This is a genomic window from Bacteroides sp. NSJ-39 (genome assembly GCF_014287315.1).
In the GTDB taxonomy this organism is placed as follows: domain Bacteria; phylum Bacteroidota; class Bacteroidia; order Bacteroidales; family Bacteroidaceae; genus Bacteroides; species Bacteroides finegoldii.
Genome location: NZ_JACOOB010000001.1, coordinates 334,367 through 356,889, shown reverse-complemented (window position 1 = coordinate 356,889; position 22,523 = coordinate 334,367). Strand labels below are relative to the sequence as shown.

Below are 22,523 nucleotides of genomic sequence, written 5' to 3'. Positions count from 1 at the left end.
TGAAGTGATAAATTTATGAATTATTTACGTCGCATTTTTGTTCTTTTATTCGTATTTGTTAGCGTGTCAGCTCTTTGGAGTCGGCATGCTAATGTCATTTGGAACACTCCCAGTCGGAATTCCTCCGAATCCATGCCCTGCGGTGGTGGTGATATCGGCATGAATATATGGGTAGAGGAAGGTGATATACTATTCTATCTGAGTCGTAGCGGTACATTCGACGAGAATAACTGCCAACTGAAACAAGGACGTTTTAGGATTCGTCTGTTTCCTAGTCCATTCAAAGATGCAAAAGATTTCCGACAGGAACTGAAATTGAAAGACGGGTATGTAGAAGTATCGGCAGGAGGCACACAGATACAGTTGTGGGCAGATGTCTATCATCCCGTAGTCCATGTGGAAATCACCAACGCACAACCTTTGCGGACAGAAGTCTCTTATGAGAACTGGCGGTATAAGGAACGAATGATCAGAAAAGGAGAGGGGCAACAATGCTCTTACAAATGGGCACCCCCGAAAGGAGCTGTTACCACTGCCGACTTTGTTTCTTTATCTTCCAAAAGGGAACTACCAGGAATGACCAAAAAAGAAAACTTACTTTTATTCTATCACCGCAATCCCGAACAAACAGTTTTTGACATTGTCGTAGCGCAACAAGGAATGGAAAATGTCAAATCTCAAATGATGAATCCTTTAAAGCATCTGACTTTTGGTGGCTATCTTTTCGGGGATAATCTGGAATATACAGGTACAACAGATAATATCTATGCCGGTACAGACTACCGTGCCTGGAACTTTCGCTCCTCAAAAGTTTCCCGGAAGGAGCAGTTCTGTATCGTCCTGCACACAGAACAGACGGCAACAGTAGAACAATGGGAACAAGACTTGCAAATCAATCTGCAAAGAATAGCCCCACAAGGAAAGATTTCGTCAAAAATTGTATCACAGGATAAAAAACAAACTCGCCTGTGGTGGAATGCCTTTTGGCAACGTAGCTTTATCGAACCTATTGGAGATACAGAAAACAAAAATGATAGCGATATAAAAGAAATTACCCGAAACTACACTCTTTTCCGCTATATGCTAGGTTGCAATGCTTACGGTAGTGTCCCGACCAAATTCAATGGTGGATTATTTACCTTTGATCCCTGTCATATAGACGAAAAACAGGCGTTCACTCCTGATTACCGTAAATGGGGAGGAGGTACGATGACCGCACAGAATCAGCGGCTTGTATACTGGCCGATGTTGAAAAGCGGAGACTTCGATATGATGTCTTCCCAATTCGATTTCTACAACCGAATGCTAAAAAATGCAGAACTCCGCACCCAAGTATATTGGCAACACAATGGAGCATGTTTCTGTGAGCAAATAGAGAACTATGGTTTGCCTAATCCTGCGGAGTATGGCTTCAAACGTCCGGAATGGTTTGACAAAGGAGTGGAATATAATGCATGGCTGGAGTATGAGTGGGATACTATACTGGAATTCTGTCAAATGATATTGGAAACCAAGAATTATGCAAATGCAGACATTACTCCATATCTGCCTTTAATTGAAAGCTCGCTGACATTCTTTGACGAACATTATCGCCAACTTGCTTCCCGTCGAGGACGGAAAGCGCTGGATGGTAACGGACAGCTTGTCCTGTTTCCGGGCTCTGCCTGTGAAACATATAAGATGACTAACAATGCCAGCAGTACAATTGCCGCTTTGCGGACTGTATTGGAAAATTATGGGAAGAAAGATGAAATGCTGAAAACGATTCCTCCGATTCCATTGCGGTACATAGAAATCAAGGATTCCTTGAATCCCACAGCTTCACCCGAACTGAAGCAAACGATTTCTCCTGCTGTAAGTTGGGAACGAATCAATAATGTAGAAACTCCGCAATTGTATCCTGTATTTCCCTGGCGCATCTACGGAGTAGGAAAAGAAAATCTTGAATTAGCCCGTAATACTTATTTCTATGATCCGGAAGCAATCAAATTCCGTTCTCATGTCGGATGGAAACAAGATAACATTTGGGCAGCTTGTCTGGGATTGACCGAAGAAGCCAAGAGGTTGACCCTCGCCAAACTGTCAAACGGACCACATCGTTTTCCTGCTTTTTGGGGACCGGGATATGACTGGACACCCGATCACAATTGGGGAGGTAGCGGTATGATAGGACTTCAAGAAATGTTATTGCAGACGAATGGTGAGCAAATACTCCTTTTTCCCGCATGGTCTAAAGAATGGGATATACATTTCAAACTTCATGCACCAGGTGAAACGACAGTAGAAGCAACCTTGAAAGACGGAAAAGTTACAGACTTGAAAGTTCTTCCCGAAAGTCGGAAAAAGGACATAATAATAATGATTTAAAAAGTCTACATCCCTATATTATGAAATGAAAGAAGCCATAAATAAAAGTATTATGAATAAAAGACTGTTTTTAATTTTATCAGCTTTTCTATTGTTATTCTCACTGATAGAGAAAGGGTGGACAATAGAAACTTACCGCCCCGAAACATCAGTTGCCGGATTCATTCAGCTCCCCGGTAGCGGACGACAAGTGTATAACTTCAACCCGGGATGGAGATTTTTCAAGGGGGACATTCGTGGAGCCGAATCCGTTGATTTCGACGATTGTTCCTGGACAATTGTTTCCACCCCTCATACAGTAGAGTTAATGCCTGCCGAAGCTAGCGGCTGTCGTAACTATCAAGGCCCTGCCTGGTATCGCAAGCATTTCGTACTTCCTGCGGAAACCAAAGGGAAACAGGTCCTGCTCCACTTTGAGGCAGCGATGGGAAAGCAAATCCTTTACTTAAACGGAAAGCGTATTCAAGAACATATTGGCGGTTATCTTCCTTTTACTTTGGATTTGACAGCCAATGGTGTACAGGCAGGAGACTCTTGTCTGCTTGCCGTTTTTGTAGACAATAGCAATGATAAATCCTTTCCTCCCGGCAAGCCCCAATATACGTTGGATTTTGCCTATCATGGCGGTATCTACCGTGATGTATGGATGATAGCTAAATCACCGGTATCCATTACTGACGCAATAGAGTCCCAGACTATTGCAGGTGGTGGAGTTTTTGTTCATTTCGACAAGATCAGTGAAAAGAGCGCACAAGTTTATGTAAATACGGAACTACAAAATAAGGATCAGCGTTCCGAAACCGTTACTGTGGAAACGGCCCTGACAGATACTGATGGAAAGGTTATCAGACGAGCTTCCGGCAAGCTTTCCCTAAAACCCGGAGAAAAGAAAACGATCCGGCAGCAGATAGAGATAAAGAACCCTAAACTGTGGTCGCCCGATTCACCTTATTTATATAGAGTACAATCACGGGTTAAAAAAGGCAATCAGTCCATTGACGGAGGCATCACACGTATCGGAATCCGCCAAGCGGAATTTCGTGGCAAAGATGGTTTCTGGCTGAACGGAAAGCCCTTCGGTCAATTAGTAGGCGCCAACCGCCATCAGGACTTTGCATACGTAGGCAATGCCCTGCCTAATTCTCAGCAATGGCGGGATGCAAAACGCCTGCGGGATGCCGGTTGCACAATTATCCGGGTAGCACACTATCCACAAGATCCTGCTTTTATGGATGCTTGCGATGAACTCGGTATGTTTGTTATCGTAGCTACTCCGGGATGGCAATATTGGAACAAGGATGTGAAATTCGGAGAATTGGTTCATCAAAACACCCGCGAAATGATTCGCCGTGACCGTAATCACCCATCTGTTTTGATGTGGGAACCTATTCTGAATGAAACCCGCTATCCGCTCGACTTTGCCTTGAAAGCACTCGAAATAACCAAAGAAGAATTTCCTTATCCGGGACGTCCCGTAGCTGCTGCCGATGTGCATTCCGCCGGTGTGAAAGAACATTATGACGTAGTTTACGGTTGGCCGGGAGATGACGAAAAGACTGATAGGCCGGAGCAATGTATTTTCACCCGTGAATTCGGAGAGAATGTAGACGATTGGTACGCTCACAACAACAATAACCGTGCGAGCCGCAGTTGGGGGGAACGTCCGCTGCTCGTACAGGCGCTGTCTTTGGCTAAAAGTTATGATGAGATGTACCGTACTACCGGTCAGTTTATCGGTGGAGCACAATGGCATCCGTTCGATCATCAGCGCGGTTATCATCCCGATCCTTATTGGGGAGGTATATATGATGCTTTCCGACAAAAGAAATATGCCTACGAAATGTTCCGTAGTCAATCACCCGCCAATCTTCACCATCCGCTGACAGAATGTGGACCAATGGTATTCATTGCTCATGAAATGTCACAGTTCTCCGATAAAGATGTAGTGATATTCAGTAACTGCGACTCGGTGCGTCTTTCTATCTATGATGGGACGAAATCATGGACTAAGCCTGTAATTCATGCCAAAGGGCATATGCCGAATGCACCTGTTATATTCGAAGATGTATGGGATTTCTGGGAAGCACGCGGATATAGCTATACACAAAAGAACTGGCAGAAAGTAAATATGGTTGCCGAAGGTATCATTGACGGAAAAGTGGTGTGTACACAAAAGAAAATGCCTTCCCGTCGGTCTACCAAACTTCGTTTGTATGCAGATACTCAAAAAGTAAATTTGATAGCGGACGGTTCGGATTTCATTGTGGTAGTTGCCGAAGTGACAGATGATAGCGGTAATGTGCGTCGTCTGGCAAAAGAAAATATTGTGTTCACTGTAGAAGGAGAAGGACAAATTATTGGTGACGCTACCATTGGCGCCAATCCTCGTACTGTAGAATTCGGTTCGGCTCCTTTGTTGGTCCGGTCTACTCGGAAAGCCGGAAAGATTAAGGTGAAAGCTCATGTACAATTTGAAGGAACACAGGCTCCTATGGCTGCCGAATTGGAGTTTGAAAGTATTCCGGCCGAATTTCCTTTCTGCTACAAAGAACAAACAATCACTTCACCTACAATGAAAACCGGTTTGTCGGAAAGGAAATCGGAAGGAAAGCTACAGCTCACCGAAGAAGAACGTCAACGAGTATTGGACGAAGTAGAACGCCAACAGACTGAATTCGGAACTGAAAAATAGCACAAGAAACAATAAGAAGATAGTGATTCTAGTCACTATCTTCAAAAAAAAGACTACCTTTGGGAGCATTAAAACCTCTATTATTATCATAAATGAGAAAACGGAATATTCTAATACTATTATTATCGTTGGCGGGTGTATGTGCTTTTGCCTATCCAAATATGATTGTAGAACATTATACGGCTGAACGTGGTTTGCCCAATAACATCGTCAACTGCACTTTAAAAGGGACAGATGGATTTGTCTGGTTTGGCACATGGTACGGATTATGCAGCTTTGACGGAGCTAAATTCCGTTCGTATGATAATCGGGACGGTTTTTATTCTGCAGATATTCCTCCTCGCAAGATTCAGCGTATTGTAGAAGATAAGAATGGTTTTCTATGGCTCAAGACTATTGACCGCAAACTATATTTATTTGACAAGAAGCATGAAACTTTTCATGCCGTCTATGATGATGTAAAAGAATACTCCGAGAATATTCAGATTATCAAGATTCAAACGACAGAAGACGGAGACGTTCTACTGTTGACTAAAGATAAAAGTTTGTTGCGTGCACATACCGATAAAACAGGCAAGATTACAATGAAGCAGTTGCACGACTCACGCCCCAACGTGAACGTATATGATATGCGTTTGAAACATAATGTGTTTTGTGAAACTGCTGAATTTATTAATTGGATAGGTATGGATTACCAGATTCTGTCTCTTAGAAAAGGAAGTACCTTGAAAGATAAACCTTCCGATTTTATACAAAAAAAAGTTTCTGCCGATCCCAAATTGTTCACTTGCGCTTCTTATAATTCCAAGTTCCTGTGGTTGGGAGATCAAAACGGGCATATCTATAGCATTGATCCTCAAAATGGGGTTGTGAATCGTTACGAGATACCGGAGATCAAACAGGCTATCTCTCGTTTACTGGTCACCGAGTCCGGCTTGATGTATATAACTACCAATGACGGAGCATACGAATACAACATCGGTTACAAACAGCTAACCAAACTACCGTTTACAATCCCCCAAGAGGATAGTGGCATCATATTCTATGACAAATATGATAAAATATGGTTTCAGGAAGGCAATCACGCATTGATATATTATGATCCTCTGAATAAAAGTAGTCATCGTTTTACTTTTCCCAATCAGAATACCATTGGCAATTTTGAGATGCAGGATGCAGGTGAGCAAGGAATGTTTTTTCTCACTCCGGGCGGAGAAATTCTTCTTTTCGACAGGGATAAGCTGGAAATGACCCGTATCAATCAAATGAAACCTTTCTCTGAGGATCTTCCCAATCAACTTTTTTTTCATTTGTTATTGGATAAAGATGGAATCCTTTGGTTAGCATCTACCGGTAGCGGGGTGTATCGAGTGAATTTCCCCAAAAAACAATTCCAGTTACTGACCGATATATCTCCCGTTCCAGTTTCTACAGAAAAACAGACATCCTGGAATCAAGGAATCCGTGCTCTCTATCAGGCACAAAACGGAGATATTTGGGTAGGAACCCGATGGCAGGCTCTATACCGTCTTGATCGTAACGGACAAGTGAAGCAGATTTTCTCGGACCATAACTACCTGTTGGGAGCAGTCTATCATATTATGGAAGATAAAGACGGAAATCTATGGTTCTCTACCAAAGGTAATGGATTGGTGAAAGCTGAACCGGATATGAACTCACCTCATGGACTGCGTTTTACCCGTTACAAGAATGATCCGAAAGATTCAAACTCCATTAGTAATAATGACGTATACTTTACTTACCAAGATAGTCAGGAACGCATTTGGGTAGGATTATTGGGAGGAGGATTAAATCTGATTGCCGAAGAAAACGGAGAAGTTGTTTTCAAACATAAATACAACGGACTGAAACAGTATCCTCCTTATGGACTATATATGGAGGTACGCACAATGACAGAAGATGAAGACGGTCGGATGTGGGTAGGAACAATGGATGGTTTAATGTCTTTCGACGGACATTTTGCAACACCCGAACAGATACAATTTGAGACTTACCGTCAAGTCAGCGAACGATCCAATGTCGCTGATAATGATATTTATGTGCTATATAAGGACACTGACTCACAAATCTGGGTAAGCGTATTTGGTGGAGGTCTGAACAAACTTGTTCGATATGATAAAGAAAAGCATGAACCGATCTTTAAATCATACGGCATACGTGAAGGAATGAATAATGACGTGGTCAAGTCAATTGTAGAAGATAAAAACGGAAATCTCTGGTTTACAACAGAAATCGGTTTGTCCTGCTTTAATAAAGCTACCGAACAGTTCCGCAATTATGATAAATATGACGGTTTCCTAAACGTAGAATTGGAAGAGGGAAGTACACTTCGTACATTAAACGGAGATTTATGGCTCGGTACACGACAAGGTATATTGGCATTTTCTCCGGATAAGTTGGAAACACAACACATGGACTATGATACACGTATTGTCGATTTCAAAATATCCAATCGCGATCTGCGGAGTTTTCAGGATTGCCCCATTCTAAAAGAATCCATTATTTATACCGATGCGATTCAACTGAAACACAACCAGTCCATGTTCACAATAGAATTCGCCGCTCTGAATTTTTATAATCAGAACAGGGTATCTTATCGTTACATACTTGAAGGATATGAAAAAGAATGGCATTATAATGGAAAGAACCGGATTGCTTCTTATACCAATGTGCCTCCCGGTGATTACACTTTCCGTGTAGAAACGCTGGATGAAGCCAATCCCGAACTTGTTTCGAGCCGAACTTTAGCCGTTACGGTTCTTCCACCCTGGTGGCTGAGTTGGTGGGCAATGATTATTTATGTCATACTTGGATTGGCAGCTCTTTATTTCGGTTTGCGCCTGGCTTTTTTCATGATCAAAATGAAGAATGATATCTATATAGAGCAAAAAGTATCGGAAATGAAAATTAAGTTCTTTACCAATATTTCCCATGAACTTCGCACTCCCTTGACATTGATAAAAGGACCTATACAGGAACTGAAAGAACGGGAAAAATTATCCCCGAAAGGATTGCAGTATGTTGATCTGATGGAGAAGAATACCAATCAAATGTTACAATTGGTGAATCAGATATTGGATTTCCGGAAGATTCAGAATGGCAAGATGCGCTTGCATGTTTCTTTGATTGATTTTAATGAAATGATAGCTTCTTTCCAGAAAGAATTCCGTGTACTTTCAGAAGAGAATGAAGTTAGTTTCACTTTCCAGTTACCGGACGAATCTATTATGGTATGGGCAGACAAGGAAAAATTAAGTATTGTCATCCGCAACATTATATCCAATGCGTTTAAGTTCACGCATTCCGGTGGAAGTATCTACGTCACTACCGGATTGACGGATGACGGAAAACGCTGTTTCGTACGGGTAGAAGATAATGGAGAGGGGATTCCACAAAGTAAGCTGACTGAAATATTCGAACGCTTCTCACAAGGAGAGAATACTAAGAATCCATACTATCAAGGTACAGGCATTGGTCTGGCGCTTTCTAAAGAAATCGTAAACCTGCATCATGGATCTATTTATGCTGAAAGTCCCGAAGGACAGGGAGCCGTATTTACAGTTGAACTTCTGATGAATAAGGAACACTATCGTCCGTCGGAAGTCGACTTCTATGTCAGCGACACGGAAACTGCTCCAACCGCTTCCGAAGAAGAAGTTGTTACGAATATTTCTTCGGTAGAAACTACAGAAGAAGAACCGGAAATAGACTCTTCACTACCGACCCTGTTATTAGTAGAAGATAACAGAGATCTTTGTCAACTGATAAAATTGCAATTAGAAGACAAATTCAACATCCATATTGCCAATAATGGAGTAGAAGGTTTGAAGAAAGTCCATCTTTACCATCCGGACATTGTGGTGACAGATCAGATGATGCCTGAGATGGACGGGTTGGAAATGTTACAGTCTATCCGTAAAGATTTCCAAATCAGCCATATTCCTGTAATAATACTGACTGCAAAGAATGATGAAGGTGCCAAGACAAAAGCCATAACTTTGGGTGCCAATGCTTATATAACCAAACCATTCAGCAAAGAATACCTGTTGGCACGAATCGACCAGTTATTGTCTGAGCGAAAATTATTCCGTGAACGTATCCGACAGCAAATGGAGAACCAGACAACGACGGAAGAGGATAGTTATGAACAGTACCTGGTAAAGAAAGATGTACAGTTCCTCGAGAAAATCCATCAAGTGATCGAAGAGAATATGGATGATAGTGATTTCAATATAGATACAATAGCTTCCGGTATCGGTTTGAGTCGTTCGGCATTCTTTAAAAAGTTGAAGAGCCTGACCGGGTTAGCCCCCGTAGATTTGGTTAAAGAAATTCGTCTGAACAAATCTATTGAATTGATTAAGAGTACGGATTTAAGTGTCTCTGAAATTGCTTTTGCTGTCGGATTCAAGGATTCCGGCTATTATAGTAAATGTTTCCGGAAGAAATATAACCAAACTCCCCGCGAATATATGAATGAATGGCGGAAAGGAGAGAAATAACCGGTTACAAAACGCTTTCTTAATCGTCTTTTTAGAAAACCTATTAAGATTCGAAAGAATGAACAACATCAAGAAAGTATTATCAGCATGGATGCTGGTTGCCTGTATATTACCTGTGGCAGCGCAGTATCCGGTGATTCCGGACTCTGTAAAGGCAAGAGGGGCAAAACAAGAAGCCGAGTTTGAACATCAATCAAATGTAGCATGGGAAAAAGCTCTGCCGACAGTTTTGGAAGAGGCACAAAAAGGACGTCCCTATAAACCGTGGGCTTCAAAACCGGAAGATTTGGTAAAAAGTAATATCCCCGCTTTTCCCGGTGCGGAGGGAGGGGGAATGTATACTCCCGGTGGTCGTGGAGGGAAAGTAATCGTAGTCACATCGCTCGGAGATTCCGGTCCCGGAACATTCCGTGAAGCTTGTGAAACGGGGGGGGCACGTATTATCGTTTTCAATGTATCGGGCGTAATACATCTCAAGAGTCCTATCAGTGTACGTGCACCGTATGTGACCATTGCCGGACAAACGGCTCCGGGAGACGGCATATGTGTGGCAGGACAGTCTTTTCTGATTGATACACACGATGTTGTTATCCGTCATATGAGTTTCCGTCGTGGTGCACAGGATGTTGCCTTTCGTGATGATGCGGTAGGCGGAAATGCAGTCGGGAATATCATGATAGACCACTGTTCGGCAAGTTGGGGACTGGATGAAAATATGTCTATCTACCGACACGTATACAATAGAGGTGCAGATGGACACGGACTGAAACTTCCGACTGTAAATATCACTATTCAGAACTCTATATTCTCCGAAGCGTTGGACACTTACAATCATGCTTTCGGCGCTACCATCGGCGGGCATAACAGTATGTTCTGCCGTAATCTATTTGCTTCCAATATCAGCCGTAACAGTTCGGTAGGGATGGACGGAGATTTCAATTTTGTTAATAATGTCGTATTTAATTGGTGGAATCGTTCTGTGGACGGAGGAGATAATAAAAGTTTCTATAACATGATTAATAATTACTTCAAACCGGGCCCCATTACTCCATTAGACAAACCGATCTCATATCGTATCCTCAAACCGGAAGCCGGACGTGACAAAAACCGTCCTTTATCTTTTGGAAAAGCTTATGTCAACGGAAATATCATTCATGGAAATGCAAAAGTGACAAAGAACAATTGGGATGGCGGTGTACAGCTTAAGGATGGCGTAGACTCAGAAAAGTTCCTTCCGCAAATTAAATCGGACGAAGCATTCAAAATGCCTCCTGTCACTATAATGGATACTCCAAAAGCCTATAGCTTTGTATTGGACAATGCAGGAGCTAACTTTCCAAAACGTGATGCAGTCGATTCCCGTGTGATCAAAACAGTACGAATGGGTAAAGCCATTTATGTAAAAGACGCTCCGGAATTTGTGTCACCATATGTAAAGAGACGTTTACCGGCAGACTCTTATAAACAAGGAATTATTACAGACATCCGTCAAGTAGGCGGACTTCCCGAATATAAAGGAGAACCGTATGCCGATACAGATAATGACGGGATGCCGGATGTTTGGGAAGTTGCCAACGGGCTGAATCCGAACGATCCTTCCGACGCAGTGAAAGATTGTAATGGGGACGGCTATACTAACATTGAGAAATATATCAATGGTATCGATACAAAGAAGAAAGTGGATTGGACAGATTTGAAAAACAATCATGATACACTTTCTAAAAGGAAAAGTCTGTTTTAGCCAAATAAATTGATAATAAAGTTTATTGTAATGAATATACAAATAAGAACTATCCTTTTGGGATTATTAAGTATCGGGTTTGCGCAGAGTCATGCGCAAACCTTTGCTTTACAAGTAAAAGACGACCGGATTACTTACCTTAATGACGAATTGGGAAATAGGATTCTCGATTTCTCAACGTGTGGTTATCAGGCTTCGGAACAGGATATTCCTTCCGTTCGGAATGTCGTATTTGTATCTTGGAAACCCGGAGACAATACAACAAGAATTCAACGTGCCATAGACTATGTAGCCTCCTTGCCTCCTGATATTTCAGGTTTCCGCGGTGCTGTGTTATTGGATAAAGGCGAGTTTTCCCTGTCCGGAAGTATCCGCATTGCTACATCCGGAATCGTATTACGGGGAATGGATAAAGAAAGTACAATATTATTAAAGAAAGGAGTGGATCGGGGTTCTCTTATCTATATGGAAGGAGAAAACGACTTGGTAATAAAAGATACATTACAAGTACTCTCAAACTATGTTCCGGTGAATACAAAAACGTTGGAAGTCGCTTTGGGGACTTCTCTGAAAAAAGGAGACCGGATTATGGTAACCCGTCCTTCCGGTAAGGAGTGGATTGCTTCTTTAGGTTGTAACATCTTTGGAGGAGGAATCAGCGCCTTAGGATGGAAAGAAGGGGATATGGATTTAACATGGGACCGGGTTGTTAGCGATATTAATGGTAACCTGCTTACCTTAGATGCACCGTTGACTGTGGCATTGGATGCCAAATACGGTGTATCTACCATTATGACATACCAATGGAACGGACGTATTGAAAACTGCGGTGTAGAGAATCTGACATTGGTCTCAGATTATGATAAACACTATCCGAAAGACGAGGATCATTGTTGGACAGGGATTTCCATCGAAGCTGCAGAAAACTGCTGGGTAAGACAAGTTAATTTCAGGCATTTTGCAGGAAGCGCTGTAATCGTTCAACGGACCGGTTCTAAAATCACTGTCGAGGATTGTATTTCGAAAGATCCCGTTTCCGAAATAGGAGGGATGCGCCGTTGTACTTTCCACACATTGGGACAGCAGACTTTATTCCAACGTTGTTATTCGGAACAAGGCATTCACGATTTCGCGGCCGGATTCTGCGCTGCCGGCCCTAATGCTTTCGTTCAATGCGATTCGTACCAATCTTTAGGATTCAGTGGTTCTATTGATGCTTGGGCGTGTGGTTTACTGTTTGATGTCGTCAATATCGACGGACATAATCTCACTTTTAAAAATTTAGGGCAGGATAAGAATGGAGCCGGTTGGAATACAGGCAACAGTCTGTTCTGGCAATGTACCGCTGCAGAAATAGAATGTTATACTCCGGCAAAAGATGCACAAAATCGTGCGTATGGTTGCTGGGCACAGTTCTCGGGAGACGGAGAATGGGCACAGTCCAATAATCATGTCCAGCCGCGCAGTATATTTTATGCCCAATTAACGGAACGCCTGCAAAAAGAATGCGCAGAACGGGCACGTATCCTGCCTAGAAACACAAGTGCAACAAGTAGCCCTACCGTAGAAGTAGCTATGGCATTGGCAAAAGAAGCTTATAATCCTCGTTTGACATTGGAGCATTGGATTGAAGAAAATAAATTTATCCCTTCAGTCGTGCCAACAGGAGTCAAATCAATCGATGATATTAAAGAGAAAAAGACTATTTCAAACAAACAACGGACACAACCGGAAATAAGTATCGTCAACGGACGTATTCAAATGGATGGTGTATTGCTTGTAGGAGGCAGTCATACAACTCCTTGGTGGAATGGAAAACTTAAAACCAACTTTTTGAAAAAAGCAAGCCCTGCCATCACCCGCTTTGTGCCGGGACGCGAAGGATTGGGACTGACTGACCGTATCGACTCTGTAGTCAGCTTCATGAAACAGAAGAACATACTCGTTTTTGACCAGAACTATGGATTGTGGTATGACCGCCGTCGGGATGACCATGAACGTATCCGCCGCCGGGATGGAGATGTATGGGGTCCTTTTTACGAACAGCCATTCGGACGTAGTGGTCAGGGAACAGCTTGGGAAGGTTTAAGCAAATATGATTTGAAACGCCCCAATGCCTGGTACTGGTCGCGCTTGAAGGAATTTGCAGAGAAAGGAAGCAAAGATGGACTGCTTCTATTCCACGAAAACTACTTCCAGCATAATATTCTGGAAGCCGGAGCACATTGGGTGGACTGTCCGTGGAGAAGCAGTAATAATATCAATGAGACCGGATTTCCGGAACCCGTTCCATTTGCCGGAGACAAACGTATTTTCGTAGCAGATATGTTTTACGATATCAGTCATCCGGTACGCCGCGAGTTGCATAGGCAATACATTCGCCAATGTCTCAATAACTTCGCAGATAATTCGAATGTCATTCAACTGACAAGTGCAGAATTTACAGGGCCATTGCACTTCGTACAGTTCTGGTTGGATGTCATAGCCGAGTGGGAAGCTGAAACCGGAAAGAAAGCTAAAGTAGCATTGAGTACGACAAAGGATGTGCAGGATGCTATTCTTGCAGACCCTAAACGGGCTGCTGTGGTAGATGTTATTGATATTCGTTATTGGCATTATAAGAAAGATGGAATCTTTGCGCCGGAAGGTGGGAAAAACATGGCTCCCCGCCAGCATATGCGTAAGATGAAAGTAGGAAAGATAACCTTTAATGAAGCTTATAAGGCAGTGAGCGAATACCGCCGGAAGTTTCCTCAGAAAGCAGTAACTTTCTATGCGCAAAATTATCCTTCTATGGGATGGGCAGTATTCATGGCAAGTGGCTCGTGTCCTGTTATTCCGTGTAAAGACAAGGCTTTCTTAAAGGATGCGGCAGTTATGGAAGTGGAAGAGACCAATACTGATCAATATAAGAAATTGGTAAAATCTGATACAGGAAATATCATTTATTCCAAGTCTGGAACAGAAATTCCCATTCATTTATCGTCCGGGAAATATGTATTAAAGTACATTCACCCTAATTCCGGGGAAGTGAACACAATAAATAAATCACTGAAAATAAAAGGATTATATACTTTAAAGGTACCAGATAAGAAAGAAGGCATTTATTGGTTTCATAAGCTATAAGATAGAAAATCCCGTTGAATGATCTTCAACGGGATTTTTGTTTTATATAGGTAAATTCTAATAAAAGAGTGTTATAAAACATGATACTTATTTTTTCAATCCACAAACCAGATTTTACCTAAGGTTGTGACGGATACTGCCTAGTTTTGCAACATCAAATCAATCGAATTAATGCTATGATGGGACAAACTAATAATTCAACCGAAACTTTATTCGCTTCATTTCAAGCGGGGAATATGGCAGCTTTTTCTCAGCTATATGATTTATATATCAATATCCTTTTTAATTATGGGCTAAAGCTAACTTTGGATAAAGAGTTATTGAAAGATTGCATCCATGATGTTTTTGTGAAGCTTTATACTAAGAAAGATGAACTAGGAACTATTGATAATCTGAAATCCTATATGTTCATCTCATTAAAGAACAAGTTGTGTGATGAACTTCGTAAACGTATGTATATGTCCGATACAGCTATTGAAGAAGTCAATATGCTGGCTCCTACAGATGTAGAAAATGATTATGCGGAAAAAGAACAGCGCAAAAATGAGTTTTTCCTTATTAAGCGTTTACTAAACCAACTATCCCCCCGCCAGCGCGAAGCACTCACTCTATATTATATAGAAGAAAAGAAATATGAAGATATCTGCGAAATTATGAACATGAATTATCAGTCTGTACGCAACTTGATGTATCGCGGATTGACAAAGTTACGTGATTTGGCAAGTTAATTATGGTAAAAAGAATGCTTTATTGAGTACATATACAGGATAACACCGTCCTATTTACGTAAACGCTTAAAAAGGATGTGATATGTATTCTAAGGTAAAAGATTTTTTGACGGATGATGACTTTATCAACTATGCGCTGGGAGTGGTTCCACAGTCAGCCTCCAAATGGGAGGCTTATTTCAAGGAACATCCGGATGAACTGGCAGACGCGGAAGAAGCCAAGGCAGTATTAATGGCTCCGACAGATGTTGCCTGTGATTTTACAATGGCTGAAAGCAAAGAATTAAAAGATAGGATTGTTAGTAGTATAAAAGATTTTTCGGGTATTTTATAATTAGGTTAGGTAGTTGCTATTTTTTTTGTACTTTTGCGCCCAATTAAAAATATCACATTCATGAAGACAAGCGAATCTTTATTATCGATAGGTAAATTTATAGCAGAATATTCGGCCCATTTAATGGGCGCAGGAGTACATACTTCGCGGGTAGTGCGCAATTCCAAACGTATTGGAGAAGCTTTCGGACTAGATGTAAAGTTAGGCGTATTTCATAAAAACATCATTTTGACAATTGTAGATAAAGAGACGAATGAAGCTTGTAATGAAGTTATCGATATCCCCGCACATCCCATTAGTTTTGAACACAACTCTGAGTTAAGCGCATTAAGTTGGGAAGCGGTAGACAATCATCTGTCATTGGAGGAACTGACAGCCAAATACAAGAAAATCGTTTCCGCCCCGATGATACATCCTCTCTTCGTCTTGTTGTTAGTCGGATTCGCCAATGCATCATTCTGCAAATTGTTCGGTGGCGATTTAATATCTATGGGAATTGTCTTTTCTGCTACCATCACAGGATTCTATCTGAAACAGCAGATGCAGAAGAAAAAGCTGAATCATTACATTGTTTTTATCGTTTCAGCTTTTGTTGCTTCCCTTTGCGCTTCTACAGCCTTGATTTTCGATACAACTTCAGAGATAGCAATGGCTACCAGTGTACTTTATCTTGTTCCCGGTGTTCCTTTGATTAATGGAGTGATTGATATAGTCGAAGGATATGTACTGACCGGATTTGCCCGTCTGACAGAAGCCTCTTTGCTGATTGTCAGCATTGCTATCGGACTTTCTTTCACATTACTAATGGTAAAAAACAGTTTAATTTAATATGATAGCACTCGACATTCTTACTGACGGATTTTTTGCAGCAGTGGCAGGTATAGGATTTGGTGCGATTTCCGATCCTCCTTTGCGGGCATTTAAGATGATTGCCTTATTGGCGGCATTGGGACACGCTTGCCGTTTTTGCCTGATGACTTATTTAGGGGTAGATATTGCTACAGCTTCTTTATTTGCCGGCTTAGTGATCGGTTTTGGTAGTTTATGGTTAGGGAAAAAAGTATATTGCCCGATGACAGTACTTTATATTCCGGCTCTGCTTCCGATGATTCCGGGCAAATTTGCATACAACATGGTATTTTCACTTATCATGTGTTTGCAGAACGTGAATGACCCGGAAAATCTGGATAAGTTCATGTCAATGTTCTTCTCCAACAGCCTGGTAGCAAGCACGGTTATTTTCATGTTGGCAGTAGGAGCCACTTTCCCGATGTTCCTATTCCCACATAGAGCTTTTTCATTAACAAGACATTAAAACTACTTTTATGGAGATTTTTTGGAGAACAATTGCATATTATAATTCAGCTACTTGGCTTTTACAGACAGTCATCATTCTGATTGGTATTGCATTGACCGGATTGCTTATCAGTAAACCGCGCACATGGGTGAAGATGGCGATGAAGTTTTATATGATAGGACTTTATACATGGATTTCGGTAATCTACTATTATGTCTATTGCGAAGAACGTAGTTACAATGGAGTGATGGCTATGTTCTGGGGAGTAATGGCTATTATTTGGATATGGGATGCGATTACGGGATACACGACTTTCGAACGTACCCACAAATACGACATCCTGTCCTATGTCTTGTTGGCAATGCCATTCATATATCCTTTAGTATCATTAGCGCGCGGACTTTCCTTTCCGGAAATGACTTCTCCGGTAATGCCTTGTTCTGTGGTTGTGTTTACCATTGGGCTATTATTGCTGTTTGCTCACAAAGTGAACATGTTTCTAGTCCTTTTCCTTTGCCACTGGTCATTGATCGGATTATCCAAAACTTATTTCTTCCAGATTCCGGAAGATTTCCTGTTGGCAAGTGCCACAATTCCCGGCCTGTATCTTTTCTTCAGAGAATATTTCCTGAACAATCTGCATACCGACACCAAGCCGAAAGCCAAATATATCAATTGGCTATTGATAAGCGTTTGCGTCGGACTGGCTGTGTTGCTGACTACTACCATGTTTTTAGAATTAGTTCCGAAGAATTGATCCGGAACATATAGAAGATATTCAAATCAAAAAAGTCTTTCTAGCTTTAATGGCTATGAAAGACTTTTTGCATTATATCACATTTACTTAATTGCGTAGAATATCCGCAGAGCATACTGCATCACCACATCAGGCAACCACCTTTTACTCTTTGCAAACAACACCTGTATCCAGGGACCTACTTTCGTACGGAAAGGAGGATTTGTACGCTCCACTATTTTACAGATTGCAGCAGCCAACTTCCGTGGATGGCATCCATTACGTTCCTCTTTTTCTATGATCTCCAATGATTTCCGGAAGCTTTCTCCATAATCGGTATCCAGTCTTATCTGTTCAGAAATATTCCGATTATCAGTAAATCCGGTATTGAAGTCTCCCGGTTCTACCACGCAAACCTTTATATTGAACGGATGGACCTCTAAAGCCAATGCTTCGCTATATCCTTCCACCGCAAATTTGGAAGCAGAATAAAATCCCTGATAAGGGATGCCCATTACACCACCAATAGAACTGATATTGATGATCTTCCCTTTTCGGTTTTTACGCATGACAGGCAATACCTCCCGGCACATATTCACTACACCAAAGAAATTGGTATTCATCTGTATGTTTACTTCCTCTTCCGTAGCAAGTTCCAATGCACCGCCAATACCCTTCCCGGCATTATTAATCAGTACGTCAATCCGTCCCTGTTCCGATAGAATCCTATCAACAGCTTGACGGATAGAAAGTGAATTGGTAACATCAACAACCAGCATTTTCACCTCATTCATGTCTTCGGAAAGTTTCCGACTTGTCCCATAAACGATGTGTCCTTGTGCTGATAACATTTGAGCGGTAATCTTTCCAAACCCAGAAGATGCTCCGGTGATAAGTATGACTTGTGGTTGCATATTTTTTTATTTGCGGTATGGTACTAACTGCTCAATTATCATTTCTTCAGAATAACAGTCATTTTCTCCCGCCAATCTTCACCATTCTTCGGCTGGAAAGTTTCAAATCCCAGTTCTTTACCGATTTGGATATTCGAGGCGCCGTCATCTACAAATAAAGTTTCAGAAGGAATGATATTGCAATCATTCACCATATAATCGAATATTTCCGGTGCAGGTTTTGTGTGACCGACCTGATAAGACATATATAGTTTATCACAGTAATCATTCAACGGCTTTTTCCTTGACGAGAAATCAGGGCTGCATGCCCATGACATAACGAAAGGATTAGTATTACTTAAAATATACACATGATATGATTTTCTCAATTCTAATATATAATCGAGTTTATTTAGATTCACTTCATTGAAAAAGCCCAGCCATGCCTGTTTGGTTTCCTCCATCGTCAATGAACGGCCACATAAATTCCCCAGTTGTTTCCGAAACTCATCCGCACTTAGCTTACCTTCTTCCAGTTCTTGAAAGATGCCGGTCTGGTGATATTTATCCAGACGGGTGTCGGCATCTGCCAGTCCCAGTTTGATAAATGCTTGAACCGCTTTGTCACGGTCAATATCCACAATCACACCACCAAAATCAAATACAATGTTTTTAATCATGATATATCATTTTTAATTTGCTACAAAGATATTATAAAATCATTAGAGACTTCTTCATTTTAGTACAGAAATAGTAACCTTTTATGCAATCGGGTAGTAGTCCCGTTATAACGTGACAATGGTCACCTTATAGGGTGACAAATGGCACGTTACAAGGTGATATTTGTCATTCTGCAAAATGACTATTTATTTTCAGAAAGATGAGGAACTTTAAATATACGAAATTAAATAGTAAAAAACAAGAGTGGCACTTACTTTTCCTAATGCCCCAATGAGCTTTTCATAGTTTGTATATTTTCGTTTAAACAAGCACTTTCAGTAATTCGGGTATAATAATCTGTAATATATATAGTTGAAAAATAAATTTCCTTGATTAACTTTGCAAAGTTAAAACATCATCAAGTTTAATTCTGACGATGTAGGACATTGACATTTAGATCTAACTACTATAAATTGAAAATTAATTAGTTTATGCTACGTACTATCAGACTTACAGCCGCCATTGTGTGCTTTACACTTATTACCCTGCTTTTTCTCGACTTCACGGGTACATTGCACACATGGTTCGGATGGTTGGCGAAAATTCAATTTCTGCCGGCTTTATTAGCCTTAAACATAGGTATCGTATTGTTTTTAGTTGTACTTACATTTCTGTTCGGACGTATCTACTGCTCTGTTATTTGTCCGTTGGGAGTGTTTCAGGACATTGTTTCGTGGGTATCCGGCAAACAAAAGAAAAACCGGTTCCGTTATTCACCAGCAATGAAATGGTTGCGGTATGGCGTTTTAGGAGTATTCATTATCATGATGGTTGCAGGTTTGAACTCTTTGGCTATCTTGCTGGCACCGTATAGTGCTTATGGCCGGATAGCTTCCAGTCTTTTTGCACCGGTCTGGCAATGGGGAAACAACCTGTTGGCGTACTTCGCCGAACGAATGGATAGTTATGCTTTTTATGAGGTAGATGTATGGATAAAGAGTCTTTCGACGATGCTGATTGCCATTGTTACCCTTGTTGTTCTTTTCATTCTGGCGTGGCGCAACGGACGAACCTATTGTAATACGATCTGCCCCGTAGGTACTGTATTAGGGCTTATATCCAAATATGCGATCTTCAAACCGATAATTGATACTTCCAAATGCAACAACTGCGGTTTGTGTGCCCGCAATTGCAAAGCATCGTGTATTAATCCGAAAGCTCATGAAATAGATTATAGCCGTTGTGTGACTTGTATGGATTGCATCGGAAAGTGTAAGCATGGAGCCATTACATACACAAGATGGAAACCTGAAAACGAAACAGCAACGAATGAAGATACAAAAGCAAAGACTGCCACAGCCGGACAGGTAGATAACGCCCGTCGCAGTTTTCTTTCTGCATCAGCCATTTTTGCTACAACTTCTGTACTGAAAGCACAAGAGAAAAAAGTAGATGGAGGATTGGCTACTATCGAAGATAAAAAGATTCCCAAAAGAGAAAATCCTATCTATCCTCCCGGTGCATTAAGCGCACGCAATTTCACTCAACATTGCACAGCCTGCCAATTATGTGTCTCTGTTTGCCCCAACCAGGTATTGCGCCCATCGGACAACCTATTGACATTGATGCAACCGGAAATGTCATACGAACGTGGGTATTGCCGTCCCGAATGTACTAAATGTTCGGAAGTTTGTCCTGCCGGTGCTATTCATCTCACCAGTCTTGCCGAAAAATCAGCTATTCAGATCGGACATGCCGTATGGATTAAAGAGAACTGTGTACCTTTGACAGACGGAATGGAATGTGGCAACTGTGCCCGCCATTGTCCGACAGGTGCCATACAGATGGTAGCTTCCGATCCTGAAAAAACAGATTCTCCAAAGATTCCGGTAGTAAATGTAGAAAAATGTATCGGTTGTGGGGCGTGTGAGAACCTTTGTCCGTCCCGTCCTTTCAGCGCTATTTATGTGACAGGACACCAGATGCATAGAATTATTTGATCTAAATCAGTATAAGATTATGGAAGATAAAAATAAGAAAGATATAAATAGAAGAGATTTCATTAAGATTGTAGGTATTAGTGCTGCCACGTCGACAGGGCTATTATACGGATGCTCATCAAAAGGTACTTCCTCTTCAAGCAGCGCAACAGGAGAAGGAGAGGTGCCTACCGATAAAATGACTTACCGCACGTCTCCGACTACCGGTGACCGTGTTTCACTCTTGGGATATGGTTGTATGCGTTGGCCTCTCAAACCTGCTCCCAACGGTAATGGTGAAGTAATCGACCAGGATGCCGTGAATGGACTGATTGATTATGCAATCGCTCACGGAGTAAACTATTTCGATACATCTCCGGCATACGTACAGGGCTTTTCCGAAAAAGCAACGGGTATTGCATTGAGCCGTCATCCCCGTGACAAATATTATATCGCCACCAAGTTATCCAATTTCTCTCCCGATACATGGTCTCGTGAAGCATCGCTCAAGATGTACCACAAATCGTTTGCAGACCTGCAGGTAGATTACATTGATTATATGCTGCTTCACGGCATCGGCATGGGAGGAATGGAAGCCCTTAAAGGACGCTACCTGGATAACGGAATGCTTGACTTTCTGGTAAAAGAACGGGAGGCAGGACATATCCGCAATTTGGGATTCTCTTATCATGGGGATATCGAAGTGTATGACTATCTGCTTTCACGGCACGATGAATTCAAGTGGGACTTCGTACAGATACAATTGAACTATGTAGACTGGAAACATGCCAAAGAAACCAATACCCGGAATACGGATGCTGAATATCTGTATGGAGAACTGCATAAACGAGGAATTCCATCTATCATCATGGAACCGCTTTTAGGAGGTCGTTTGTCTAAATTGAATGACAACCTGGTGGCACGGCTCAAACAACGCCGTCCGGAAAGCAGTGTCGCTTCCTGGGCTTTCCGTTTTGCCGGTTCATTCCCGGACATTCTGACTGTGTTAAGCGGCATGACTTATATGGAGCATCTGCAAGATAATCTCCGTACTTATTCTCCTTTGGAACCATTGACAGATGAAGAAAAAGAGTTTCTCGAAGAAACGGCACAATTAATGTTGAAATATCCAACGATCCCTTGCAACGACTGCAAATATTGTATGCCATGTCCGTATGGGTTGGATATACCCGCTGTGTTGTTACATTACAACCGTTGCGTCAATGAAGGGAATGTCCCCAGGAACGGGCAGGATGAGAATTATGCAAAAGCCCGGCGTGCTTTTCTAGTCGGATATGACCGTAGCGTGCCCAAACTTCGTCAGGCAAGCCATTGTATCGGTTGTAACCAGTGTGTGGCACACTGTCCGCAGAACATTGATATTCCGAAAGAGCTGCATCGGATAGATCAGTTCGTAGAACAATTAAAACAAGGTACTTTATAAAAG

General features: G+C 41.7%; 14 protein-coding genes. 12 read left to right on the top strand and 2 right to left on the bottom strand.

What is annotated here, in order from left to right:
- Positions 1–15 precede the first annotated feature (15 nt).
- The 10 genes from H8S63_RS01715 to H8S63_RS01670 all read left to right on the top strand — a co-directional run bounded on the left by H8S63_RS01715 (position 16) and on the right by H8S63_RS01670 (position 17,565).
- Positions 16–2,367 carry a DUF5703 domain-containing protein gene (locus tag H8S63_RS01715; RefSeq protein ID WP_186925538.1) on the top strand — a complete coding sequence of 784 codons (2,352 nt, stop codon included), beginning with the start codon at positions 16–18 and terminating at the stop codon, positions 2,365–2,367.
- Positions 2,368–2,419: 52 nt separating this feature from the next.
- Positions 2,420–5,059, top strand: a complete 2,640-nt coding sequence (locus tag H8S63_RS01710; RefSeq protein WP_186925537.1) for a glycoside hydrolase family 2 protein — start codon at positions 2,420–2,422, stop codon at positions 5,057–5,059.
- A 92-nt stretch (positions 5,060–5,151) separates the two neighbouring features.
- On the top strand, positions 5,152–9,582 hold the full coding sequence (locus tag H8S63_RS01705; RefSeq protein WP_186925536.1) for a two-component regulator propeller domain-containing protein: 4,431 nt from the start codon (positions 5,152–5,154) through the stop codon (positions 9,580–9,582).
- A gap of 58 nt (positions 9,583–9,640) precedes the next feature.
- Positions 9,641–11,323, top strand: a complete 1,683-nt coding sequence (locus H8S63_RS01700; RefSeq protein ID WP_186925535.1) for a thrombospondin type 3 repeat-containing protein — start codon at positions 9,641–9,643, stop codon at positions 11,321–11,323.
- Between the two features lie 30 nt (positions 11,324–11,353).
- Complete coding sequence (locus tag H8S63_RS01695) at positions 11,354–14,449, top strand: DUF6298 domain-containing protein (protein ID WP_186925534.1); 3,096 nt, start codon at positions 11,354–11,356, stop codon at positions 14,447–14,449.
- Positions 14,450–14,625: 176 nt separating this feature from the next.
- A complete protein-coding gene (locus tag H8S63_RS01690) occupies positions 14,626–15,177 on the top strand; it encodes an RNA polymerase sigma factor (protein WP_007752863.1) in 552 nt (183 codons plus the stop codon).
- Between the two features lie 82 nt (positions 15,178–15,259).
- Complete coding sequence (locus H8S63_RS01685) at positions 15,260–15,511, top strand: hypothetical protein (RefSeq protein WP_186925533.1); 252 nt, start codon at positions 15,260–15,262, stop codon at positions 15,509–15,511.
- Positions 15,512–15,571: 60 nt separating this feature from the next.
- Complete coding sequence (locus H8S63_RS01680) at positions 15,572–16,339, top strand: threonine/serine exporter family protein (protein WP_007752854.1); 768 nt, start codon at positions 15,572–15,574, stop codon at positions 16,337–16,339.
- A gap of 1 nt (position 16,340) precedes the next feature.
- Positions 16,341–16,826: a threonine/serine exporter family protein gene (locus H8S63_RS01675; RefSeq protein ID WP_007760308.1), complete on the top strand. Its 486-nt coding sequence runs from the start codon at positions 16,341–16,343 to the stop codon at positions 16,824–16,826.
- A 10-nt stretch (positions 16,827–16,836) separates the two neighbouring features.
- Positions 16,837–17,565: a DUF6064 family protein gene (locus H8S63_RS01670; protein WP_186925532.1), complete on the top strand. Its 729-nt coding sequence runs from the start codon at positions 16,837–16,839 to the stop codon at positions 17,563–17,565.
- An 83-nt stretch (positions 17,566–17,648) separates the two neighbouring features.
- Here the strand turns inward: H8S63_RS01670 and H8S63_RS01665 are convergent, their stop codons facing one another.
- Complete coding sequence (locus H8S63_RS01665; protein ID WP_186925531.1) at positions 17,649–18,458, bottom strand: SDR family oxidoreductase; 810 nt, start codon at positions 18,456–18,458, stop codon at positions 17,649–17,651.
- Positions 18,459–18,496: 38 nt separating this feature from the next.
- On the bottom strand, positions 18,497–19,117 hold the full coding sequence (locus H8S63_RS01660; RefSeq protein ID WP_186925530.1) for an HAD family phosphatase: 621 nt from the start codon (positions 19,115–19,117) through the stop codon (positions 18,497–18,499).
- Between the two features lie 471 nt (positions 19,118–19,588).
- On the opposite strand from H8S63_RS01660, the gene H8S63_RS01655 reads away from it, so the two are divergent.
- Both H8S63_RS01655 and H8S63_RS01650 read left to right on the top strand, forming a co-directional pair.
- A complete protein-coding gene (locus H8S63_RS01655; RefSeq protein WP_186925529.1) occupies positions 19,589–21,097 on the top strand; it encodes a 4Fe-4S binding protein in 1,509 nt (502 codons plus the stop codon).
- A gap of 19 nt (positions 21,098–21,116) precedes the next feature.
- Positions 21,117–22,520 carry an aldo/keto reductase gene (locus tag H8S63_RS01650; protein WP_186925528.1) on the top strand — a complete coding sequence of 468 codons (1,404 nt, stop codon included), beginning with the start codon at positions 21,117–21,119 and terminating at the stop codon, positions 22,518–22,520.
- Positions 22,521–22,523 lie beyond the last annotated feature (3 nt).